Source organism: Streptomyces sp. x-80, assembly GCF_046549095.1.
GTDB lineage: Bacteria > Actinomycetota > Actinomycetes > Streptomycetales > Streptomycetaceae > Streptomyces > Streptomyces celluloflavus.
Window position 1 is genome coordinate 78,515 of record NZ_JAJPWM010000005.1, and the last position, 21,775, is coordinate 100,289.

The 21,775-nt window shown below is 74.4% G+C and carries 18 protein-coding genes; 10 read left to right on the top strand and 8 right to left on the bottom strand.

The features are described 5' to 3' along the window. Positions 1-125: 125 nt before the first annotated feature. The 4 genes from ACLJWH_RS10980 (at position 126) to ACLJWH_RS10995 (ending at position 4,233) form a co-directional block, all read left to right on the top strand. Positions 126-1,130 carry a FecCD family ABC transporter permease gene (locus ACLJWH_RS10980; RefSeq protein WP_411141451.1) on the top strand — a complete coding sequence of 335 codons (1,005 nt, stop codon included), beginning with the start codon at positions 126-128 and terminating at the stop codon, positions 1,128-1,130. After that, positions 1,127-2,239 (top strand): FecCD family ABC transporter permease, encoded by a 1,113-nt coding sequence (locus ACLJWH_RS10985; protein ID WP_411141452.1) that lies wholly within the window; start codon positions 1,127-1,129, stop codon positions 2,237-2,239. Before ACLJWH_RS10980 ends, ACLJWH_RS10985 begins: the two co-directional genes overlap by 4 nt. A gap of 128 nt (positions 2,240-2,367) precedes the next feature. Continuing rightward, positions 2,368-3,141, top strand: a complete 774-nt coding sequence (locus tag ACLJWH_RS10990) for an ABC transporter ATP-binding protein (protein WP_094793065.1) — start codon at positions 2,368-2,370, stop codon at positions 3,139-3,141. 48 nt (positions 3,142-3,189) lie between these two features. Then, positions 3,190-4,233 (top strand): ABC transporter substrate-binding protein, encoded by a 1,044-nt coding sequence (locus ACLJWH_RS10995; protein WP_411141453.1) that lies wholly within the window; start codon positions 3,190-3,192, stop codon positions 4,231-4,233. Positions 4,234-4,305: 72 nt separating this feature from the next. Here the strand turns inward: ACLJWH_RS10995 and ACLJWH_RS11000 are convergent, their stop codons facing one another. From ACLJWH_RS11000 to ACLJWH_RS11010, 3 genes are all read right to left on the bottom strand, one after another. Then, a complete protein-coding gene (locus tag ACLJWH_RS11000) occupies positions 4,306-4,995 on the bottom strand; it encodes a CatB-related O-acetyltransferase (protein ID WP_411141454.1) in 690 nt (229 codons plus the stop codon). A gap of 111 nt (positions 4,996-5,106) precedes the next feature. Next, positions 5,107-5,880 carry a GNAT family N-acetyltransferase gene (locus tag ACLJWH_RS11005; protein WP_411141797.1) on the bottom strand — a complete coding sequence of 258 codons (774 nt, stop codon included), beginning with the start codon at positions 5,878-5,880 and terminating at the stop codon, positions 5,107-5,109. Between the two features lie 117 nt (positions 5,881-5,997). Further along, on the bottom strand, positions 5,998-6,213 hold the full coding sequence (locus ACLJWH_RS11010; RefSeq protein ID WP_411141455.1) for a hypothetical protein: 216 nt from the start codon (positions 6,211-6,213) through the stop codon (positions 5,998-6,000). Positions 6,214-6,679: 466 nt separating this feature from the next. On the opposite strand from ACLJWH_RS11010, the gene ACLJWH_RS11015 reads away from it, so the two are divergent. Then, on the top strand, positions 6,680-9,028 hold the full coding sequence (locus ACLJWH_RS11015) for an ATP-binding protein (protein ID WP_411141456.1): 2,349 nt from the start codon (positions 6,680-6,682) through the stop codon (positions 9,026-9,028). Between the two features lie 152 nt (positions 9,029-9,180). On the opposite strand, the gene ACLJWH_RS11020 is transcribed toward ACLJWH_RS11015, so the two are convergent. Both ACLJWH_RS11020 and ACLJWH_RS11025 read right to left on the bottom strand, forming a co-directional pair. Then, positions 9,181-10,158: a LysR family transcriptional regulator gene (locus ACLJWH_RS11020; RefSeq protein WP_411141457.1), complete on the bottom strand. Its 978-nt coding sequence runs from the start codon at positions 10,156-10,158 to the stop codon at positions 9,181-9,183. Between the two features lie 90 nt (positions 10,159-10,248). Further along, positions 10,249-10,935 carry a DUF4870 domain-containing protein gene (locus ACLJWH_RS11025; RefSeq protein WP_411141458.1) on the bottom strand — a complete coding sequence of 229 codons (687 nt, stop codon included), beginning with the start codon at positions 10,933-10,935 and terminating at the stop codon, positions 10,249-10,251. A gap of 436 nt (positions 10,936-11,371) precedes the next feature. On the opposite strand from ACLJWH_RS11025, the gene ACLJWH_RS11030 reads away from it, so the two are divergent. Then, entirely contained in the window at positions 11,372-12,193 is an 822-nt protein-coding gene (locus ACLJWH_RS11030) for a hypothetical protein (RefSeq protein ID WP_411141459.1), read from the top strand. On the opposite strand, the gene ACLJWH_RS11035 is transcribed toward ACLJWH_RS11030, so the two are convergent. Together ACLJWH_RS11035 and ACLJWH_RS11040 are read right to left on the bottom strand one after the other, a co-directional pair. Further along, positions 12,194-12,316 carry a hypothetical protein gene (locus ACLJWH_RS11035; protein WP_411141460.1) on the bottom strand — a complete coding sequence of 41 codons (123 nt, stop codon included), beginning with the start codon at positions 12,314-12,316 and terminating at the stop codon, positions 12,194-12,196. A gap of 109 nt (positions 12,317-12,425) precedes the next feature. Next, positions 12,426-13,754 carry a hypothetical protein gene (locus ACLJWH_RS11040; protein ID WP_411141461.1) on the bottom strand — a complete coding sequence of 443 codons (1,329 nt, stop codon included), beginning with the start codon at positions 13,752-13,754 and terminating at the stop codon, positions 12,426-12,428. A 176-nt stretch (positions 13,755-13,930) separates the two neighbouring features. Between ACLJWH_RS11040 and ACLJWH_RS11045 the strand changes: the two genes are divergently transcribed. Next, positions 13,931-16,456, top strand: a complete 2,526-nt coding sequence (locus ACLJWH_RS11045) for a helicase-associated domain-containing protein (RefSeq protein WP_411141462.1) — start codon at positions 13,931-13,933, stop codon at positions 16,454-16,456. A gap of 178 nt (positions 16,457-16,634) precedes the next feature. Here ACLJWH_RS11045 and ACLJWH_RS11050 read toward each other — a convergent pair whose 3' ends face one another. After that, a complete protein-coding gene (locus ACLJWH_RS11050; RefSeq protein WP_411141463.1) occupies positions 16,635-18,629 on the bottom strand; it encodes a heavy metal translocating P-type ATPase in 1,995 nt (664 codons plus the stop codon). Positions 18,630-18,723: 94 nt separating this feature from the next. On the opposite strand from ACLJWH_RS11050, the gene ACLJWH_RS11055 reads away from it, so the two are divergent. From ACLJWH_RS11055 to ACLJWH_RS11065, 3 genes are all read left to right on the top strand, one after another. Continuing rightward, the gene (locus ACLJWH_RS11055) at positions 18,724-19,122 is read left to right on the top strand and encodes an ArsR/SmtB family transcription factor (protein WP_411141464.1); all 399 of its coding nucleotides are present in this window, start codon (positions 18,724-18,726) and stop codon (positions 19,120-19,122) included. Between the two features lie 10 nt (positions 19,123-19,132). Further along, positions 19,133-19,507 (top strand): GNAT family N-acetyltransferase, encoded by a 375-nt coding sequence (locus tag ACLJWH_RS11060; protein ID WP_411141465.1) that lies wholly within the window; start codon positions 19,133-19,135, stop codon positions 19,505-19,507. Between the two features lie 406 nt (positions 19,508-19,913). Then, positions 19,914-21,599 carry a DNA repair helicase XPB gene (locus tag ACLJWH_RS11065; RefSeq protein WP_411141466.1) on the top strand — a complete coding sequence of 562 codons (1,686 nt, stop codon included), beginning with the start codon at positions 19,914-19,916 and terminating at the stop codon, positions 21,597-21,599. Positions 21,600-21,775: the final 176 nt, after the last annotated feature.

Below are 21,775 nucleotides of genomic sequence, written 5' to 3' on the forward strand. Positions count from 1 at the left end.
GCAGCACCGCCGGGCCGCGAACGCCCGGGAACGCACCGCGCCCACCGCGAAATGGACCCGATGTCTCTCGCCCAGGCCAGCCGCCCCCGAACCGTCGTCGCGCGTTCCGCGATACCCCGCGCCTCATGAAGCCCCGGATGCGCGGGCGCCGGCTCGGACTGACGGTGGTGGCGGTGCTCGCCCTGCTGCTCGCGGTGCTCTTCTCCCTGGCCGTCGGCAGCCGCCAGTTCGCGCCGTCCGAGGTGCTGCACGCGCTGCTGTACGGCGGTGACAGCGATGTGGCCCAGGTCGTGCGCTATCTGCGGCTGCCGCGCACGCTGATCGGGCTGATGGTCGGCGCCGCGCTCGCGATGGCCGGGACCGTCATGCAGGGCATCACCCGCAACCCCATCGCCGACCCCGGCATCCTCGGCATCAGCCAGGGCGCCTCGGTCGGCGTGGTGCTGGCCCTCTCCTTCGCCGGGATCCACACCCTGACCGGCTATGTCTGGTTCGCGTTCGCCGGGGCGGGGATCGCCTCCGTCGTCGTCTACGCCATCGCCGCCAGTGGCCGCGGCGGCGCCACCCCGGTCAAGCTCGCCCTGTCCGGCGCCGCCATCAACGCGCTGCTGGTGTCGGTGACGATGGCGGTGCTCACCACCAAGGCCGCCGCGCTGGACGAGTTCCGGTTCTGGCAGGTCGGCTCGCTCTCCGGCCGGGACAGCGAAGTGGCCGGTCAGATCTGGCCGTTCCTGCTGGTCGGCGCGGTGCTCGTGCTGTCCGTGGCTCGCGGCCTGGACGCGCTGGCGCTCGGCGAGGACGTCGCCAGGGGGCTCGGTCAGAAGGTCGCGACGGTACGGATCGTGGGCGGGCTCGGCGCGACGGTCCTGACCGGCGCGGGCGTGGCGGCGGCCGGCCCGATCGCCTTCGTCGGCCTCGCCGTCCCGCACCTCGCCCGCGCGGTCGTGGGCAGCGACCATCGCTGGCTGCTGCCGATGGCGGCGCTGCTGGGGCCCGTCATCGTGCTGGTCTCGGACACCGTCGGGCGGATCGTCTTCCCGCCCTCGGAGGTCCCGGCGGGCGTGATGACCGCCCTGATCGGGGTGCCCTTCCTGGTCACCCTGGTCCGGCGGAAGGCGGTGGCGGCATGACCGCGCCCGTCACTCCCCCGGCGCCCGCCGTGCCCGCGCCCCCGGCGCGTACGGCGCGCCCCACGGGCTACGCCCTGGTCCGGGCCGGCCGCGGCTCCTTCCTGCTGCACCGGCGGGCGGCCGTGGTCGCCCTCGTCCTCGCCGTCCTGCTGGCCGCGGTGAGCGTGGCGTACCTCTGCGTCGGGGAGAGCTTCGTCGCGCCGTCCGAGGTGCTCAAGGTGCTGCTGGGGCAGCCGTCCGGGCAGGAGCTGGTCGTCGGGACGCTGCGGCTGCCGCGGATGACCGTCGGGCTGCTGGCCGGCGCGGCCTTCGGGGTCGCCGGTGCGCTGATCCAGACGGTCGCCCGCAACCCGCTGGCCAGCCCCGACATCATCGGCGTCACCCAGGGCGCGAGCGCCCTGACGGTCGGCGCGATGACCTTCGGCATCACCTCGTACGGCGTGCTGCCGTATCTGTCGGTGGCGGGCGGGCTGGTGGCGGCCGGGCTGGTCTATCTCTTCGCGTGGCGCGGCGGGCTGCACGCGACCCGCTTCGTGCTGATCGGTATCGGTTTCGCGGTCGCGCTGCGCTCGGTCACCCAGCTCTTCCTGACCAAGGGCGACTATCTGGTCGCCCAGCAGGCCCAGGTGTGGATGACCGGTTCGCTCAACGGCCGCGGCTGGGCGGAGGCGGCGCCGCTGGGCTGGGCGCTGCTGGTACTGCTGCCGTTCGTGCTGTGGGCGGCGCGCGCCCAGCGGACCGTCTCCCTGGACGACGACACCGCGACCGCGCTCGGCACCCGGCTGGGCCGCACCCGCCTCGGGCTGGTCGCGGTCGGCGTGGTGCTGGCGTCGATGGCGACCGGCGCGGCGGGCCCGGTGGACTTCGTGGCGCTGCTGGCGCCGCAGATCGCCCGCCGGCTCACCCGTACCGCGCAGATCCCGCTGCTCTGTTCGGCGCTGCTCGGCGCGTTCATCGTCGTCCTGGGCGACCTGCTGGCGCGCAAGGTCCTCGCGCCGACCGAGCTGCCGGTGGGCGTGCTGACCGCCGCCGTCGGCGCCCCGTATCTGATCTGGCTCATCGTCAGGGGCCACCGCGACCGCGGCCGTTCCGCAGGAGGAAAAGCGTGACCGAGACCGGCGAGAGCGTCCAGCGGCGGGCACCGGGAGCCCGGGAGGCAGACCACGACGCGGGCCACCGGACAAACCGGCCCGCGGACCGTGGCGCGGGCTCCCCGAGCAGGCTCACCGCGCGCGATCTGACGCTCGCCTACGAGGACCGTACGGTCGTCGACGGCCTGGACCTGGACATCCCGCACGGCGCCGTCACGATCGTCGTCGGCCCCAACGCCTGCGGCAAGTCCACGCTGCTGCGCGCCCTGGGCCGGCTGCTGCGGCCGCGCCGCGGGGCGGTGCTGCTGGACGGTACGGACCTGGCGCGCATCCCCACCAAGCGGATCGCGCAGTCCGTGGGGCTGCTGCCGCAGACGCCCGTCGCACCGGAGGCGATCACCGTCGGCGATCTGGTCGCCCGCGGCCGGCAGCCGCACCAGAGCTGGTGGCAGCAGTGGTCGGCGGACGACGAGCGCGCGGTGACGGAGGCGATGGCGCGCACGGACGTGGCGGAGCTGGCCGACCGCGCGGTGGACGAGCTCTCCGGCGGCCAGCGGCAGCGGGTGTGGATAGCGATGGCGCTCGCCCAGGAGACCGAACTGCTGCTGCTGGACGAGCCGACCACCTACCTCGACATCGCCCACCAGGTCGAGGTGCTGGACCTCGTACGGCAGTTGAACCACGACCGGGGGCGTACCGTCGTCGCCGTGCTGCACGACCTCAACCAGGCCGCCCGTTACGCCGACCATCTGGTGGCGATGAAGGCGGGCCGGATCATCGCCCAGGGGCACCCCGCCGAGGTGGTCACGGCGGAGCTGGTCCGTGAGGTGTTCGGCCTGGACTCGGTCGTGGTGCCCGACCCGGTGACGGGCTCCCCCCTGGTCGTCCCCGGCCGCCCCTGGCAGTCCCCGCGGCCCTGACGCCGCCCGCGCCGTCCCCTCCCCTCCCGTCCGCCGAAAGGGCATGTCATGTCCCGCTCCGCAGCCTCCACGCGCCGTACCGCCGTCGCCGCGGCCGGTGCGCTCACCGCCTCCCTCGTCCTGGCCGCCTGCGGGTCCGGCGACGGCGGCGCCTCGTCCGGCTCGGGCGGCTCCTTCGAGGCCGCCGACTGCCCCGAGCAGCCCACGACGGTCTGGGCGAAGCCGTCGTCCGGCGCGCGGCACACGGTGCGGACGGCGATGGGCGATGTGCAGGTGCCGGCCGCCCCGAAACGGGTCGTCGTGCTGGACACCGCCGAACTGGACTCCGCCGTCACCGTCGGCGTCAGACCGGTCGGTGCCACCCGCTCGGACGTCGCCACCGGCTTCCTGGACTACCTGTCCAAGGACGAGGTCGCCGGCATCGAGGACGTCGGCAAGATCGGCGCCCCGAACCTGGAGGCGGTCGCCGCCCTCAAGCCCGATCTGATCCTGTCCAGCAAGGTCCGCGACGGCGTGCGCTACGACGCGCTCAAGAAGATCGCGCCGACGGTGCTGACGGAGAGCACCGGCTACCCGTGGAAGCAGAACTTCGCCACCCACGCCGACGCGCTCGGCAAGATCCCCGAGGCGAAGCAGGCGGTCGCCGCGTACGAGGCGCACGCCCGGCAGGTCACCGAGGCGCTGGGCGGCGCCGCCAAGGCGAAGCAGCTGCGGACGAACGTCGTCCGCTTCATCGAGGGCGCCGACACCCGCATCTACGGCTGCCGGAGCTACATCGGCACCGTCCTCGACGACCTCGGCACCGGCCCCACCGACGTCGTCGACGGCGCCAAGGACGGCCTGATGACGGAGATCAGCCCCGAACAGGCCAACAAGGCCGACGCGAACGTGGTCTTCTACGCGACGTACGGCAGCCCGCAGAAGTCCAAGGAGGCGGAGATCACCGGCGGCGCACTCTGGAAGAACATGACCGCCGTCAAGGGCGGCAAGTCCTTCCGCGTCGACGACCAGCTGTGGATCCAGGGCATCGGCTACACGGCGGCCGACAAGATCCTGGACGAGATCCGGCAACGGCTGGTGAAGAAGGGCTGAGGCGGGGCGGGGCGCCCCCTCGCCTTCCGGACGGCCGGACGAGCCGCCGTCCCGCATACCGGTGACGGGCCGTCACCGGCCGGGCGGGGCCGCCGCTTCGAGGTCGTCGAGACCGCCGGTCATGACGGTCCGCAGATGCCGGCCGAGGTGTTCGGCCGGCCAGTCCCACCAGGCGACGGCGAGCAGGCGGGCGATGTCCGCCTCGCGGTAGCGGGTGCGGATGAGCCGGGCCGGGTTGCCGCCGACGATGCCGTAGTCGGGGACGTCGTCCACCACGACGGATCCGGACGCGATGATCGCGCCGTGGCCGATGCGGACACCGGGCATGACCGTGGTGCGGTAGCCGAACCAGACGTCGTTGCCGACCACGGTGTCCCCGCGGCCGGGCAGTCCGGTGAGGGCGTCGAAATGCTCGGCCCAGGCGCCGCCCATGATGGGGAACGGGAACGTCGAGGGGCCGTCCATACGGTGGTTGGCGCCGTTCATGAGGAAGCGCACCCCCGTGCCCAGCGCGCAGAACTTCCCGATGACCAGCTTCTCCGGACCGTAGTGGTACAGGACGTTACGGGTCTCGAAGGCGGTCGGGTCGTCCGGATCGTCGTAGTAGGAGTACTCGCCCACCTCGATCAGCGGGGACGTCACCAGCGGTTTCAGCAGCACCACACGCGGCTGCTCGGGCATCGGGTGGAGCACCGAGGGGTCGGGGGGAACGGGACTCACGGCAGCACTGCTCCAGACGGTACGAAAACGCGGGACCGCCATGATCTCAACCGTCCCGGACCGGCGCACCGCCATTTCGCGGCGGTGCACCGGCGTCGGGGGGCGGCGGCACGGCCGGCCCACCTCGACGGTCCTCGGAAAACCGCGGTGGTTTCAGGGTGTGCGGGGCGGAGCGATGGCGTACTCGGTGAACACCCCGCACGCCTCGAACCCGAGTCGGCGGTATACGGGTTCACCGTCCGCGGACGCTTGCAGGACCACGGTGCGGTGGCCCGCGTCGTACGCGGTGCGCAGGGCCGCCAGGGTGATGGCGCCGCCGTACCCGCGCCGCCGGTCGGCCGCCAGGGTCGCGATGTTGTAGATCCCGGCGACTCCCGCGTACAGGAAGACCTCGGCGGAGCAGACCGGGCGGCCGTCCACGTAGCCGACCAGATAGCGGGCGGGACAGCCGGGGGCGAGGGCCCACTCGGCGGCCTCGGCGAAGAAGCGGCGCACGGTGGCGGCCGGCGGGTCCCAGTTCGCGGCCAGGACCGCCGCGTAGTCGGCGAGTTGCCCGGGGGTCGTCACCGGGCGGATGTCCGGACCCCCGGCGTACGGCTCCGGCGGGGCCGCCAGCTCCCGCCACATGCCCGTCTCGGTCTCGGACGCCTCAAGACCGGCGTCCGACAGGAGCGAGGCGAGATCCGCGGGTGCGGAGGCGGGCCCCACCCACCACGAGAAGGGGCGCCCGGTGGTGGCCAGGGCCCGGACGGTCCCGGCGACCCGGGCCGGGGCGGTGTCCGCGGTGAGCCGCGCCGCCGCGACGATGTTGAAGGTGTCGTCGGCCAGCCCGCTGTCGGCGATCAGGAGGCCGTCCGACTCCGTGACGGTCGGGCCCGCCATGTGCCGGTGCAGGTGACAGGCGTGCTCGGCGAGGTTCTGCTCCATCTTGACCAGCAGATCGGGGTCGCTGCCGGTGGAGGCCGATGTTTCGTTCATAGCTGCTCATCGCATCACGCCGCTCCGCGGCCCGCACTCCGTTTTTCCCGGTCCTCCCCTCCTGCGTCAGGTGAGGTTCTTCTCCAGGGCGGCGAGGTAGTCGCGCGGGAAGTGGCCGCGGATGCCGTCGCCGGCGGGCGCGAAGGCGTCCGCGGTCAGGCCCCTGGCGCGGTCGACGAGGCCGCTGCCGAGCGGCATGGCCTCGTGGACCCGGCCCTGGGAGCCGAGGCAGCGCAGCGCCTCGACATGGGTGCAGGCGGGCTCGGGCGGGAGCTGGGGCACGGTGTGGCCTACGTGACGGGCCGGTCCGGCACACCCGCCGGTCCCCCGGAAGGCTCCGCCGGAGGTCCTCCGGGCTGCCTGCGAGGGTGTCCGGCGGGCGGGCGAGCCGCGGCTCCCGGGTTCCCCCGTCCGGTGTCCGGGGCGGATGAGGTACGAGCGGTGGCCCGGCCCCTGGTGTCCGCGTACTCGTCCCGGCGGCCCGGCGGCGGCACGGCCCGAGCCGTGGCGAGGACGGCGGAGGGGGCGTTGGCGGAGTGCTCGGTGCCGCGGCGCGGCGTACGGGGCACAGCCCCCTCCTCCGGCGCGCCTCACCACCCGCTCCATGACCAGGAGTTGGCGGCAGGGGGGCATGGGCAAGGTGATCGGGAAGGGACCGGGAGGGGCCCGGCGGCTGGGCGCGGGGCGGGGGTGCGGCCGTCGTGCGCACCCGCCGTGCCCGTCGGTCGCCCCCGGCTATGTTGTGTCCATGGGAACTGGGGTACCGCTGGGCGGGATGGCGGGGATTCCCGCCGACCTCACCGCCCTGGTCGGCCGGCGCGCCGAGGTCACGGAGGTGCGGCGGCTGCTCTCCGCGTCGCGGCTGGTCACGTTGACGGGGGCCGGGGGCGTCGGCAAGACCCGGCTGGCGCTGCGTACCGCCGCCACGGTCACCCGGGCGTTCCGCGACGGTGTGTGCGTCGTGGAGCTGGCCGGGCTGCGCGACCCGAAGCTGCTGGCCCACACCGTGGCCACCGCGCTGGGCCTGGTGAACCAGTCCGGCCGCGCCACCCTCGACGTGGTCACCGACCAGGTCCGCCGCCGACGGCTGCTGCTCGTGCTGGACAACTGCGAGCACCTCGTCGACGCCTGTGCGCAGCTGGCCGACACGCTGCTCCGGGCCGCGCCCGGTATGCGCGTTCTGGCGACCAGTCGGCACGTGCTGGGCGTCACCGGGGAGCAGGTGTTCGTGGTGCCGCCCCTGCCGACGCCGGTCCCGAGCCGTCGGCCCCCGGTCCGGGAGCTGCTCAAGTGCCCGGCGGTAGAGCTGTTCGAGCAGCGCGCCGCGGCCGTCCTGCCCGGGTTCGAGGTCACCCGGGACAACGCCGAGGCGGTGGCGCAACTCGTCCAGCGCCTGGACGGGCTGCCCCTGGCGATCGAACTCGCCGCGGCCAGGATGCGCACGCTCACCCTCCACGAGATGCTCGCCCGCCTGGAGGACCGGTTCGCGCTGCTGACGCTCGGCAGCCGTACCGCCCTGCCCCGGCAGCGGACCCTGCGCGCGCTGATGGACTGGAGCCACGCGCTCTGTACCGAGCGGGAGCGTGCCCTGTGGGCCCGGGTCTCGGTCTTCTCGGGCGGCTTCGACCTCCAGGCCGCGGCGGCCGTCTGCGGGGCGGACGACCTGCCGGAAGCGGCGCTGCTCGATGTGGTGGACGGCCTGGTGGAGAAGTCGGTGCTGACCCGGCACGAGCACGGCGGCCGCGCCCGGTACCGGATGCTGGAGACCGTCCGCGAGTACGGGCAGGACCGGCTGGCCGCGTCCGGCACCGCCGCGACGTACCGCCGCCGCCACCGTGATCACTACCTCGGCCTGACGGCACAGGCCCAGGCGCAGTGGTTCGGCCCGGAGCAGGCGGCGTGGTTCACCCGGCTGCGTCTCGACCACGCCAACCTGCGGGTGGCCCTGGACCACTGCCTGACGGAGCCCGGCGAGGCGACGGCCGGGATGCGCCTGGCGGTGGCGCCCCGCCACTACTGGATCACGCTCGGGTCCCTGCACGAGGGGCGCCACTGGCTCGACCGGCTGCTGGCGGCCGAGCGCGCGCAGAGCCCGGCGCGCGCCACGGCACTGGGCACCTACGCCTATCTCGGCGTCCTGCAAGGCGCCATCGAGGAGGCGCTGCCCGCACTGGACGAATACCGCGCGGCGGCCGAGCATCTCCAGGACGCTTCCGCCCTCGCCTGGGCGCGGCACCACCAGGCGCTCGCCGCCGCGTTCCGCTGGGATCTGCCGCGCGCGGCCGCGCTGTTCGAGGACGCCGCCAGCGGCCACCGCGCGCTGGGCGATCTCGGCGGCGCCACCGAGTGCACGGTCAAACTCGCCATCGCGGTATGGCACTTGGGCGACCACGACCGCGCACTGGCCCTGTGCCGGGAGTGCGAGGCGGTCACCTCGGCGCACGGGGAATCGTGGCTCAGGGCGCTCACCCTGTTCGCCCAGGGCCTCCTCCAGTGGCTGGGCGGCGACCGCGACACCACCGACGGCCTGGCGCGCGAGGCGATCCGGCTCATGCGGCCGTTCCATGACTGGTGGGACATCGCGATGTGCGTGGAGCTGGTGGCATGGAGCGCGGAGGCGGCCGGCGCGACCCGGCGCGCCGCCCATCTGCTCGGCATCCTCCGGTCCCTCTGGGAGACGATCGGCGGGACGCTCTCCGCCGCGCCCTTCATGGCCGAGTCCCATCAGCGGTGCGAGGACGCGGTGCGCGCGGCGCTGCCGGCCGGGGAGTTCGACCGGGCGGTCCGGCGCGGCGCGGCGTTCAGCCCCGCCGCCGCACTGGCCTACGTACTGGAGGAAGAACCCGCGCCCGCCCCACCCCCGCCCCGGCGCCCCGCGCCCACGGGCCCGGACGCGCCGCTCACCCGGCGGGAACGCGAAGTCGCCGGTCTCGTCGCCCTGGGCCTAAGCAACAAGGAGATCGCCGCCCGTCTCGTGATCGCCCAGCGCACCGCCGAGAACCACGTCGAACGCATCCTGGCCAAGCTCGGTTTCACCTCCCGCTCCCAGGTGGCGGTGTGGGTCCACGAGCGGCGGAGGGAGCCGGCCGGCCCGTAGGAGGACGCGTTTTCCCCCTGGCGGGACGCGATTCACCCGCCGCGCCGATCCGTCCGCCGTACGTCATCGGCCATCCGCCGTACGTCATCAGCCGTACGTCATCGGCCGAGCCGTACGTCATCAGCTGTCCGCCACTCGCTGTCCGCCCTCGGCTACCGGCTCGGCCGTCCGTCCCCTCCGGGGTCGCGCAGGGGCCGGATGACGGCCTCGCGGGGGACGCCGTCGGCCGCGTCGCGCTCGGCGACGTTCCGGCCCGCCTCGCACAGCGCCGTGACCGTCGCCTCCGCCGCCGGTGCGGCGCCCGCGGGACCGGTGCGGTAGAGCAGCCGGGAGACGAACAGACCGGAGACCGGCACCTCGGTCACCCGTGCGTCCGTCAGCCGGGCGGCGAAGTAGGCGGGCAGGAGCGCCGCGCCGAGCCCGGCGGTCAGGAGTGTCCGCACGGCGCTGGGGTGCGCGGCGAGATGTTCGGCCGACGGCACGATGCCGTGCGTCGCGGCGAACCGCGCGAACGCCCGGCCCCGCGCGGAGTGCACCGGGGCGCTGATCCACGGCCGGCCGGAGAGCCCGGCGGCCCCGTCCGGGGCCGGCCACCCGTCGGGCACGACGAGGTGATACGCGTCCTCGACGAGCACCCGCGCCTTGACCGAGGGCGGCAGCGGGACGGCCGTCTCGCGGTCGTCGGAGACGATCAGGACGTCCAGTTCGCCCAGGCGCAACTGCCGTAGCCCGTCCCGCAGTCCGGTCTCGACGATCCGGGGCTCGATGTCGGGGTACCGGTCGGCGAGCAGCCGGAGAGTGGGTATCGCGATCCTGACGATGACCCAGGAGGACGCGCCGATCGACACCGGGCCCGCCACCCGCCCGCCCGCCACGCTCAACCGGCGGGCCGCTGCGGCGAGTTCGCGGTGGATGCGCTCGCCGCTGGCGGCCAGCAGCCGTCCGTCCGCGGTGAGTTCCAGCCGGCTGCCCGTGCGGTCCACCAGCGGGAGGCCGACCTGCCGTTCCAGACGGGCCAGCTGCTGGGAGACCGCGGAGCGGGTATGGCCGAGGGCGCGCGCCGCCGCGGCCAGGCCGCCGCCGTCGGCGAGCGCGTGCAGCACCAACAGGCGTTTCGGATCGAGTTCCAAGCCGTCATCCTCCTGGGCATGCCCCGGCCCGCGGCCGCGCCCCGCCCTGCGTACGGGGCCGCGCCCGGTCCCGTACCCGTCGCCCGGCCCTCACCCGTTCGTCCGCTTCACGAAGCGGAGGCAGACGGGGTACCGGAACTGCTCGCCGCCGCCCGCCTTCAACGCGGCCATGATCTGAACGATCAGGCAGCAGACGAACAGGACGAGGCTCAGTACGCCCCCGAACCCCCGCGCCGCCAGGGACAGCAGCAGGATGACCGTGCCCGGGATCAGCACGGTGAGCTGGAAGTTGAGCGCCTCGCAGGCGTGGCTCCGGACGTACTCGGACTTCGCGGTCGTCATCACGATCAGCGGTGGCACGAAGCAGAGGAACACCGAGAGACCGGGGATGACGAACGCGAAGACGACCGCGACCACCAGTGGCGTCCAGTGGGCCAGCGCGGCGACGGTGCGATCGCTGCCGGCGCTGTGCGCGGACAGGTGTCCCGGCGGCGGGGGGACGTACCCCGGGGGCGGTGGCCCGTAACCGGGGTGCGTCCCGTAGCCGGGGTAGGTACCGCCGGGGTGCGTCCCGTAGCCGGGTGCCGCCTGGCCGGGATCGCTCTGGTTCGGCGCCCCCTGGCCCGGCGCCCCGTAGCCCGGTGGCGGGCAGGGCGGCGGCAGGGCGCGTCCGGGGTCGGGGCCGTACTGCCGCTGATAGCGGAAGAGCTGGCAGGCGGGACAGGCGCACCTCGCCACGTCGTGGGGGGCCTGCTCGGGACTGGGTGTCGAGTTCATGGTCCTGTCCGGGTGGGAGAACGGAGAGGAGACGGGAGAACGGAGCGGAGATCGGAGCGAAGAGGGGAACACATATGGCGCGTGACAAGTGTCGGCAACGGGCCTGCTGTTCGGATACGGGAGAACTACTCACATCGCCGAACTCGTGGCCCTGCCCGCCCCCGCCGAACCCGTGGCCGTGGCCGTGGCCGTGGCCGTGGCCGTGGCCGTGGCCGTGGCCGTGGCCGTGGCCGTGGCCGTGGCTCCTGCTGGTATCGCTGTCGGTATCGCGGCCGGTTGTCCTGTCGGCTTCCCTGCCGACTGTCCTGTCGGTTTTCCTGTCGGCCGGGGTTAAGCAGAACGCGGTTCCGCCGACCGGGACGATCGGCGAAGCTGGCCGACGCGGTGGGTGTGCGCGCCCGTTCCGCCTTCCGCGTCCCTCGTGAGGAGCCCGGCCATGCCCGACGAACACCTCGAACTCCCGGTACGCCGGGAACCGTCGCGACGACCGCGCGGTGTGGCGACCGCGCTCGTCCTGGTCGCCACCGGGGCGGTCGTACTGGCCGGTTGCGGACCCGACGGCAGCGGTGGCGGCCGCCCGGCGAACGGCGGACAGGACAGCCGCACGGCCACCGCGCACACCCCCGGCGCGGGGACCTCCGGCCCGGCGGCTTCAGGCGGCGGAAATCCGGGCGGCGGCTCCACAGACGGGGGAACCGTAGGCGGCGGCACCGGAGGCGGCGGCACCGGCGGGCCCTCGTGGGTGATCGGCTTCCCGGAGAAGCTCGGCGCGTACCCCCTGGACCGCCACCCGTCCGCCGACGCGCGGCAGAAGATGCACGAAGGACTGGGCCAGGTCGCGGGTCGGCTCGGCGTCAACGGCACCGAGGCCGACGCGGTCTACGACGACGCGGCCGACGAGTACTGGGTCGTCATCACCGGTATGAACGGCACGGGCTACGACCCGTCGAAGCTCGTCCCCACTCTCCAGAAGCCTCCGTCGGTGACCGACGACGGCGCGGGTACCAGGTCCACCCAGAGCTGGACAGCCGCCGACCCCGGGCCGCACGGCGGCGCCGCCGTCTGCCACGAGGAACTGCTTCAGTCGGGCCGCCTGGCCGTCGAGTCCACGGCCTGCGTCTGGGAGACCGCGACCACACTCGGCACCGCCACCCTCTACCCCAAACAGGGCGGCACCCGCATCAAGATGGGCTACGGCGCCAAGGAGATGGGCGGCTGGATGCGAAAGATCCGCCCCGTGGTCGAGCACCACGCCTGATCAGCCGCGCCGACGACGAGTAGCCGTGCGGCCGGCCTGCGGGCTCAGCACATGGCCGGGCCGCAGTCCGGCCAGGACAACCTCGTCGTACGGGCCCTGCTCGGCCGGCGCTACCCGGAGCACGTCACCCTGCGCCCCGCCGGCCGTTCCGCTGCTCGGCCGTCGCACCCGCGGGGGCCTGGCCGCCGCCCGCGTACCTCGCCCGCCCCCGCAATCCGCAGGCACCGCGCCTCTACGCGCGCCGCATCCGCCACACCAGGAACGCGGCCGAGGCGACGGCGGCGACCCGGACCATCACCGGCAGCCCGTCGAAGAGCTCCTGGCCCAGCCGGCTCTGGGCGATCGGCTCGCCCCACCGGCCGTCGAACCGTCCCCACACCCAGACCAGCAGGCCGCCGACGGCGATGCCCGGTACGCCCAGCGCCGCGAACTTCGCCTCGACCCGGGTCAGCCGCCGCGATACGTACGCGAGCGCCCAGCCACCGGCCAGGGCCAGCCACGACCCCAGCACCGCCCCGGCCACCAGCAGCAGCGCGGCCAGCGTGAGGACGGGGCTCAGCCGCAGCCGCGCGATCAGCGAACCGTCCGCCTCGGCCGCCTCCCCGGCCCCCGCGTCGGCCTCGTCCGCCGCCTCCTCGTCACCGGCCGGCGCACCGCGCCGCCGGGCGAGGGCGCGGCCCAGCAGTCCGGGCAGCGGCGGCCGCTTCCCGTCCGCCTCCCCTTCGGCGTCCTCCCCGCCCTCCGTGTCCGCCGCGCCGGGGTCCCGCTCCGCCCCGTCGCTCCCGTCGTGCTCCCCGTGCTCCCCGTCCCCCTCCCCGTCCTTCTTCAGCGACAACGGGCGGTCGCCCGTCAGCCGTTCCCGCATCTCCTCGATCTCGATCCCGCCGACGAACCCGGGCACGGTCTCGCCCGGCCCGTACGGGTCCGCCTGCACCGACCACCAGTCGGGCGACTCGTCCGCGTCGCCGAGTTCGTCCGGGCCCGCCAGATGCGGCGGCGAGGCGGTCCGCGGCGCGGGAGGGGCGGGCCGCTCGGGGCGGATGACCTTCTTCAGGAAGCTCGGGCGGCCGGCCGGGGGCTCCGTGGCCTCATCGCGGGGAGCGGGGATCCGGCCGGTCAGCCCGCTGCGCCGGGCCAGTCCGCCGAGCTTGTCGCGGGTGCCCGGCCGCGGCGCGGGCGGCTCGGCGGGACGCGGGAAGAAGCGCGAGGGGGCGGGGGCGGCGGGGGGCGCGCCGGGCGGGGCGCCGTCGTCGTCCGGCGCCGCGGGCCCGGCCGCGGGGGTCACGGGGCCCGCCGGAGCCCGGCCGCCCCCTTCGCCGTCCCCGCGCCCGCCGGCAGGCCCGTCCCCGCGCCCGGCGGCCGTCACCACGGCCTCCGGCGTCCCCAGCCGGGACAGCACCCGCTTCACACCGGAGACCGAGTCGGCCTGCTGCGCGTCGATCTCCGCGCGCAGCGTGGCCACCAGCCGCATCCGCGCGCCGGAGGGCAGCCCCCGCTGCTGGGCCAGGTCGCCCACCCGGCTCAGATAGTCAAAGACGAGCTGATCGCTCTCGATCCCCACGAAATCCCCTGCGACGTGCGCTGGTTACTGCCCCGACGGTACCGCTTCGGCCGACGGCGGGCGCCGGACCGTGCGGGCCGCGGCGGCGTACGGACCACTCCGGCGGAGCCGGCCGCCGCCCGCACCGCCGCCGCGCGCGGCTCCCTCCGATCCCCGGCACCGCTACCGTAGGACGAATGACTGATACGCCCCGAACCCTCGCCGAGGAGCTCCGGACCCGCACCGACAGCGGCCTCACCGGCCTGCTGCGGGCCCGTCCCGACCTGCTCAACCCGGTGCCGGGCGATGTCACACAGCTGGCCACCCGGGCCGGGACGCGGGCCTCGGTCGTCCGCGCGGTGGAGCGGCTGAACCGCTTCACGCTCCAGACCGCCGAGGCGCTGGCGGTGGCGCCCGACCCGTGCCCGTACGAGACGCTCGGCGCGCTGATGGCCGGGGACGCGGGGGACGCGGCCGTCACCGCGGAGCTGCCCGGGGCGGTCGCCGAGCTGCGCGCACAGGCGCTGGTCTGGGGCCCGGACGACCGGCTGCGGCTGGTACGGACGGCCCGCGAGCTGCTCACGCCGAGCGCCACCCACCCCTCGCCGACCGGACTCGGCCCGAGCGTCGCCGAGGCCACGGCCGGTATGTCCCCCGGCCGGCTCCAGGACATCCTCGCCGCGGCCGGGCTGCCGGCCACCCACGATCCGGTCACCGCGGTCGCCGCCCTCACCGCGCTCTTCTGCGACCGCACCCGTATGGCGGCACTGCTCGACACCGCGCCGGCGGAGTCGGCCGCGGTCCTGGACAAGCTGGTGTGGGGCCCGCCGTACGGCGGTGTCACGGACCGGCCGGCCGGGCACCTCCAGTGGCTGCTGGACCGCGGGCTGCTGATGCCGGCGGGTACGCGCCATGTCGTACTGCCCCGGGAGGCCGCGCTCCACCTGCGCGGCGGGCGGGCGCACCGCGCCCCCGAGCCCGTACCGCCCGCGCTCTCCCCGGTCACCGAACGCGACCCGCGGCTGGTGGACGGCGCCGCCGCGAGCCAGGCGTTCACGGCGCTGGCGACCGTCGAGGAGCTGCTCAAGGAGTGGGACCTCGGCGGGCCCGCCGTACTGCGGGCCGGCGGACTGAGCGTGCGCGACCTCAAACGGACCGCGACCGCGCTGGACACCACCGAGCAGCTCGCCGCCTTCTGGCTCGAACTCGCTTACGCGGCAGGGCTGGTGGCCTCCGACGGGGAGGCCGACGAGCGGTACGCGGCGACCCCGGCCGCCGAGGACTGGCTCCAGCTGCCCGACCAGGAGCGCTGGGCGCGGCTGGTGGCCGGCTGGCTGTCCGCGACCCGTACGCCGGGGCTGGTCGGCACCGCCGACACCAAGGGCCGCGCGCTCGCCGCCCTCGGCCCGCACCTCGACCGCTCGGCCGCGCCCGAGGTCCGTCGCCGCGCGCTCGCCCTGCTCGGCACCCTCCCGCCCGGCACCTCCGTACCGCCCGCGGCGCTTCTGGCCCGGTTGCGCTGGGAGCGCCCGCTGCGCGGCGCGTCGACGGCACCGGCCGGGACCGGGACGCCGTCCGGGGCCGCCCCCCACACACCCCCCGCGTCCCCCGTTCCTCCCGCCGACGATCTGCGCTCCCGGCTCGCCCAATGGGCGCTCGCCGAGGCCGAGTTGCTCGGCGTCACCGGGCGCGGCGCGCTGGCCGCCCACGGCCGCGCCCTGGTCGCGGAGAACACTCCGCCGGTCGCCGCCGTCCCCACCCCCACCGAGATCCGGGCCACCGCCACCCGCGCCGCCGCACTCCTCGCCCCCCTCCTGCCCGAACCCCTCGACCACGTCCTCCTCCAGGCGGACCTGACCGCCGTCGCCCCCGGCCCGCTGCTCCGCCCGCTCGCCGAGGCGCTCGGCGTACTCGCCGACATCGAGTCCAAGGGCGGTGCGACGGTCTACCGCTTCACCCCCGCGTCGGTGCGCCGCGCCCTGGACACCGGCCGCTCCGCCGCCGAACTCCAGGAGTTCCTGGCCACCCACTCCCGTACGCCCGTCCCCCAGCCGCTCGCCTACCTCATCGACGATGTGGCCCGTAAACACGGCCAGTTGCGGATCGGCGCGGCCGCCGCGTACGTCCGCTGCGACGACGACGCGCTGCTCGCCGAAATCCTCGCCGACCGCCGCGCCGCCGCCCTCCGGCTGCGCCGCCTCGCCCCGACCGTGCTGGCCGCGCAGACCTCCGCCGACCAACTCCTCGACGGTCTGCGGGCGATGGGCTACGCCCCGGCCGCCGAGTCCGCCGAGGGCGACGTGCTGATCGCCCGCGCCGACTCCTACCGCACCCCGCCGCGCACCGCGCCCGCCCCGGTCCCCGACGGCCCCCCGGCCCCCGACCCGGCCCTCCTCGACGCGGCCGTACGCGCCATCCGCGCCGGCGACCTCGCCGCCACGGCCGAGCGCAAGCCCCACCACGCCGCCGCTCCGGGCCCCGGCGCCCTCCCCCGCACCACCTCCGCCGAGACCCTCGCCACCGTGCAGGCCGCGGTCCTCACCGGGTCCGCCCTGTGGATCGGCTACGTCAACGCCGACGGCGCCGCCAGCCAGCGCGTCATCGCCCCGGTCCGCGTCGAGGGCGGCTTCGTCACCGCCTACGACCACACCTCCGACGAGGTCCGCACCTACCCCCTGCACCGCATCACGGGCGTGGCGGAACTGGCGGACGGGGCGGTCTGACGGGGGCTCGGCCTGACGCGGGGGAAGCGGCAGGTCGGCGGGCAGCAGATCAACAGGTCCGGCAGATCAGGCGAATCGGCCCCGGTCTCCTGCCCCTGACCCAGGAGGCGAAGCAGCGACCAGGGCCGCACGGACGCCCCTGCCTTCGCGGTGGGGGCACCCCGTCAGGTGCGCTCGCTCACCGGACGGCTTCGGCGCCGGCGCGCTTCCAGGCCGCGTCGCGCAGCAGGCGCAGGCCGTTGAGACCGACGATGACGGTGGAGCCCTCGTGGCCGAGGACGCCGAGCGGCAGCGGCAGGCTGGCGACCAGGTCCCAGACGACCAGGCCGGAGATGAACACACCGGCGATGACCAGGTTCTGCACCACCAGGCGGCGGGCCGCCCGGGACAGGGCGATGACCTTGGGGACGGTGGCGAGTTCGTCGCGGACGATGACGGCGTCGGCGGTCTCCAGGGCGAGGTCGGATCCGGCGCGGCCCATGGCGATGCCGGTGTGGGCGGCGGCCAGCGCCGGGGCGTCGTTGACACCGTCGCCGATGACCAGCACCTTGCGCCCGGCCGACTCCTGCTCGCGTACGGCGGTGACCTTGTCCTGCGGCAGCAACCCGGCGCGGACGTCACCGATGCCGACCTCGGCGGCGAGGCGGGCGGCGGCGCGCGGGTTGTCGCCGGTCACCAGCATCGGGGCGGTACCGGTCAGCGCTCTCAGGGCGGTGACGGTGGCGGCGGCGTCCGGGCGGAGCCGGTCGGCGACGCCGAGGATGCCGACCGGGATGCCCTCACGTTCGACGAGCACCGTGGTGCGGCCGTCATTCTCCAGTTCCTCGGCGAGGGCCGCGGCTCTGGCGGAGCGCGCGTCGGTGGCGCCGCCCAGAAGCCGGGCCGGGGCGCCGACGGCGACGGCGGCGCCGTCGACGGTGGCGGTCACGCCGGTGCCGGGGGCGGAGTCGAAGTCCCGTACCTCGGGGACATCGAGACCGCGGGTGCGGGCGGCGCCGACGATGGCGCGCGCGAGGGGGTGCTCGCTGGGGTGCTCGGCGGCGGCCGCCAGGGCGAGCAGCGCGTCGTCGGAGAGGTCCGACCCGGCCAGGGGGCGGATGTCGGTGACGCGGGGGGTGCCTTCGGTGAGGGTGCCGGTCTTGTCCAGGGCGACGGTGTCGACCTGGCCGAGGCGTTCCATGACGACGGCGGACTTGACCAGGACGCCGTGGCGTCCGGCGTTGGCGATGGCGGACAGCAGCGGCGGCATGGTGGCCAGTACGACGGCACACGGGGAGGCCACGATCATGAAGGTCATGGCGCGCAGCAGCGAGCTGGTGAGGTCGGCGCCGAAGCCCAGCGGGATCGCGAAGACGGCCAGGGTGGCGGCGACCATGCCCAGGGAGTACCGCTGTTCGACCTTCTCGATGAACAGCTGGGTGGGGGCCTTGGTCTCGGAGGCTTCCTCGACCATGGCCACGATCCGGGCGATCACGGAGTCGGAGGCGTCCCGCTCGACCTTGACCCGCAGCGCGCCGGTGCCGTTCAGGGTGCCCGCGAAGACCTCGTCGCCGGTCTGCTTGGCCACCGGCAGGGGCTCACCGGTGATGGTGGCCTGGTCGACTTCGCTCGCCCCGGCGAGGACCCGGCCGTCGGCGCCGACCCGCTCGCCGGGGCGGATGCGGAGGGTGTCGCCGACGGCCAGGTCGGCGGTGGCGACCGTCTCCTCGCGGCCGCCGTCACCCAGGCGGGTCGCGGTGGCCGGAGCGAGGTCGAGGAGGCCCCGGACCGCGTCCTGGGTGCGGGCGGTGGCCAGTGCCTCCAGGGCACCTGAGGTGGCGAAGATGACGATCAGCAGCGCGCCGTCCATCACCTGCCCGATCGCGGCCGCGCCGATCGCGGCGACGACCATCAGCAGATCCACGTCCAGGGTCTTGTCCCTGAGGGCCTTCACCCCCGCCCATCCCGGCTCCCAGCCGCCCGTGAGATAGGTGAGCGCGTACAGCGGCCCCCAGGCCCCGGCCGGGGCACCGGTCAGCTGGAGCGACAGCGCGATCAGGAACAGCACCAGGGAGGCGCCGGCCCAGCGGGCCTCGGCCAGCGCGAACACCCGCGTACGCCGCTTGGGGGCGGCAGCGTCGCGCGCCGTCGCGGCCGTAACCGGGGCCGGGCGTTCGGTAAGGGTGGAAGGCATGGCGAAAGGCCCCTTCACGGGCTGGGGACGACAACACCACCACCATACAGGAACACATGAACACCTCTTCATCCATTGTCGTTAGGATGGTGCCATGGGACATGGAGCCGACGCCGCAACCACCGCCACCCCCCGCGAGCGCCTGGACACGGCCGGAGCCGCCGACGTCGCCGCCACCCTCCAGGCACTGGCCACGCCTTCGCGGCTGTACATCCTCGCCCGCCTGCAAGAGGGCCCGTGTGCGGCCGGCGAACTGGCCGACGCCGTGGGCATGGAGCAGTCCGCCTGCTCCCACCAGCTGCGGCTGCTGCGCAACCTCGGCCTGGTCACCGGCGAACGGCGCGGCCGCTCCATCGTCTACAGCCTGTACGACAACCACGTCGCCGAACTCCTCGAACAGGCCCTGTACCACGTGGAACACCTGCGCCTCGGCCTGCACGACACCCCCGCCGAAGCCGTCGCGACAGCGGCCGAACCTGCCGCCGCACGCTGACCGGAGGGCCTTGGAGGCGTCCTCGGCGTCGTCCGCGTCCAGGGGCGCCGTGATCACCGCCGACAGCCGGGTTGTCGGCGTGATCGACGCCGTGCATCCCACGGCGGAGACCTGCTCACTCGGCTTGTTCCTCATCCACCCCGCTCACCGGCGCCACGGCCTGGGCCGGCTGGCCGCATCGGCACTCCTCGGCGAACTCGTCGCGCGGGGCTGTACCGATGTCGCCGCCTCGGTGGCCGAAGGCTGGCAGCCCGGCCTGGAATTCCTCGGCGAACTCGGATTCTCCTTCGGATCGCCCCGCACACCCGCGAACGCCAACCGGAACCTCGGCCCGGGTGAGCGACGTGCCATCCCCGCGCGGCTCCGTCTGTCGCCCGGCCGGTAGACACGTATGCCGGTCGTGTCGGACGCCGGCTGCGCCAGGACCGCGACGACCGCGATCACCTTTGCCACCGCCCTGCCCAGGGACGAGGTGAGGTCCGGCGGCTCGGTCGCCGACGTGAGTGCCACGCGCCGGGCCTCGGCGAGCCGCCTGATCCCCGCGAAATCCGTCGCGGACCGGCGAGACGATCGATCCCGAGGCCGCACCCCCGTATGCCACACCCCGCACACCGGTGTCCCGCCGAGGTAGACTCTTCTGTTTCCCGCGAAAGACGTACGTAGAGGGCCGCGCGCATTCCTGGCGCATCGGTCGGACGCCTTTCGCACGACGGGCACGGGGCATCGCCCGAACCGTAGTGGTGGCAGGTGTGGTGTCTGTCACGCTGACGTTCCTATCCGCGGAGGTATGTGTGTCCTGCCTGATCGTCCAGAGCGACAAGACGCTGCTTCTGGAGGTGGATCACGAGCTGGCCGACGCCTGTCGGCGGGTGATCGCCCCGTTCGCGGAGCTGGAGCGGGCGCCCGAGCACATCCACACGTACCGGGTGACGCCGCTGGGGCTGTGGAACGCGCGGGCCGCCGGGCACGACGCCGAGCAGGTCGTGGACGCGCTGGTGGAGTACTCGCGGTATCCGGTGCCGCATGCGCTGCTCGTGGACATCGCCGAGACGATGTCCCGTTACGGGCGGCTCACCCTCACCAAGCACCCCGCCCACGGGCTGGTGCTGACCAGCACCGACCGGCCGGTGCTGGAGGAGATCCTGCGGTCGAAGAAGGTGCAGCCGCTGGTCGGGGCGCGGCTCGACCCGGACACCGTCGCCGTCCACCCCTCCGAGCGCGGGCAGATCAAGCAGACGCTGCTCAAGCTCGGCTGGCCGGCCGAGGACCTCGCCGGTTACGTCGACGGTGAGGCGCATCCGATCGAGCTGGCCGAGGACGGCTGGGCGCTGCGGCCGTATCAGCAGCAGGCCGTGGAGGGGTTCTGGCACGGCGGCTCCGGTGTCGTCGTACTGCCCTGTGGCGCGGGCAAGACGCTGGTCGGGGCGGGCGCGATGGCGCGGGCCAAGGCGACCACGCTGATCCTGGTGACGAACACGGTCTCGGCGCGGCAGTGGAAGCACGAGCTGGTGAAGCGGACGTCGCTGACCGAGGACGAGATCGGCGAGTACAGCGGGACGAAGAAGGAGATCCGGCCGGTCACCATCGCCACGTACCAGGTGCTGACGACCAAGCGGAAGGGCGTCTACCCGCACCTGGAGCTGTTCGACTCCCGCGACTGGGGCCTGATCGTCTACGACGAGGTGCATCTGCTGCCCGCGCCGGTCTTCAAGTTCACCGCCGATCTCCAGGCCCGGCGGCGACTGGGGCTGACCGCGACGCTGGTGCGGGAGGACGGCCGGGAGTCGGACGTCTTCTCGCTGATCGGGCCGAAGCGGTTCGACGCGCCGTGGAAGGAGATCGAGGCGCAGGGGTACATCGCGCCCGCGGACTGCGTCGAGGTACGGGTCACCCTGACCGACTCGGAGCGGCTGGCGTACGCGACGGCGGAGACCGAGGAGAAGTACCGCTTCTGTGCGACCACCGCCAGCAAGCAGCGGGTCACCGAGGCGCTGGTCCGTAAGCATCAGGGCGAGCAGACGCTGGTCATCGGGCAGTACATCGACCAGCTGGACGAGCTGGGCGAGCAACTGGACGCGCCGGTGATCAAGGGCGAGACGACCAACGCGCAGCGCGAGAAGCTGTTCGGGGCCTTCCGGGAGGGCGAGATCTCCGTCCTGGTCGTCTCGAAGGTCGCGAACTTCTCCATCGACCTGCCGGAGGCGACCGTCGCGATCCAGGTGTCCGGCACCTTCGGCTCGCGCCAGGAGGAGGCGCAGCGGCTGGGCCGGGTGCTGCGGCCGAAGGCGGACGGGCACGAGGCGCGGTTCTATTCGGTCGTCGCGCGCGACACCATCGACCAGGACTTCGCGGCGCACCGCCAGCGCTTCCTGGCCGAGCAGGGGTACGCGTACCGGATCGTGGACTCGCACGAGCTGCTGGCGGCGCACGAGGACGAGGGTGAGGACGAGGGCGTCGTGACGGGCGGGGACCTCTGAGGGGCGGGGACGTCTGAGGGCCGGGGACGGCTGAAGGCCGCGGACGGCTGAACGCCGCAGACGACTGAACGCCGGGGACGGCTGAGGGCCGCAGACGACTGAACGCCAGGGACGACTGAAGGCCGCAGACGACTGAACGCCAGGGACGACTGAAGGCCGCGGACATCTGAAGGCCG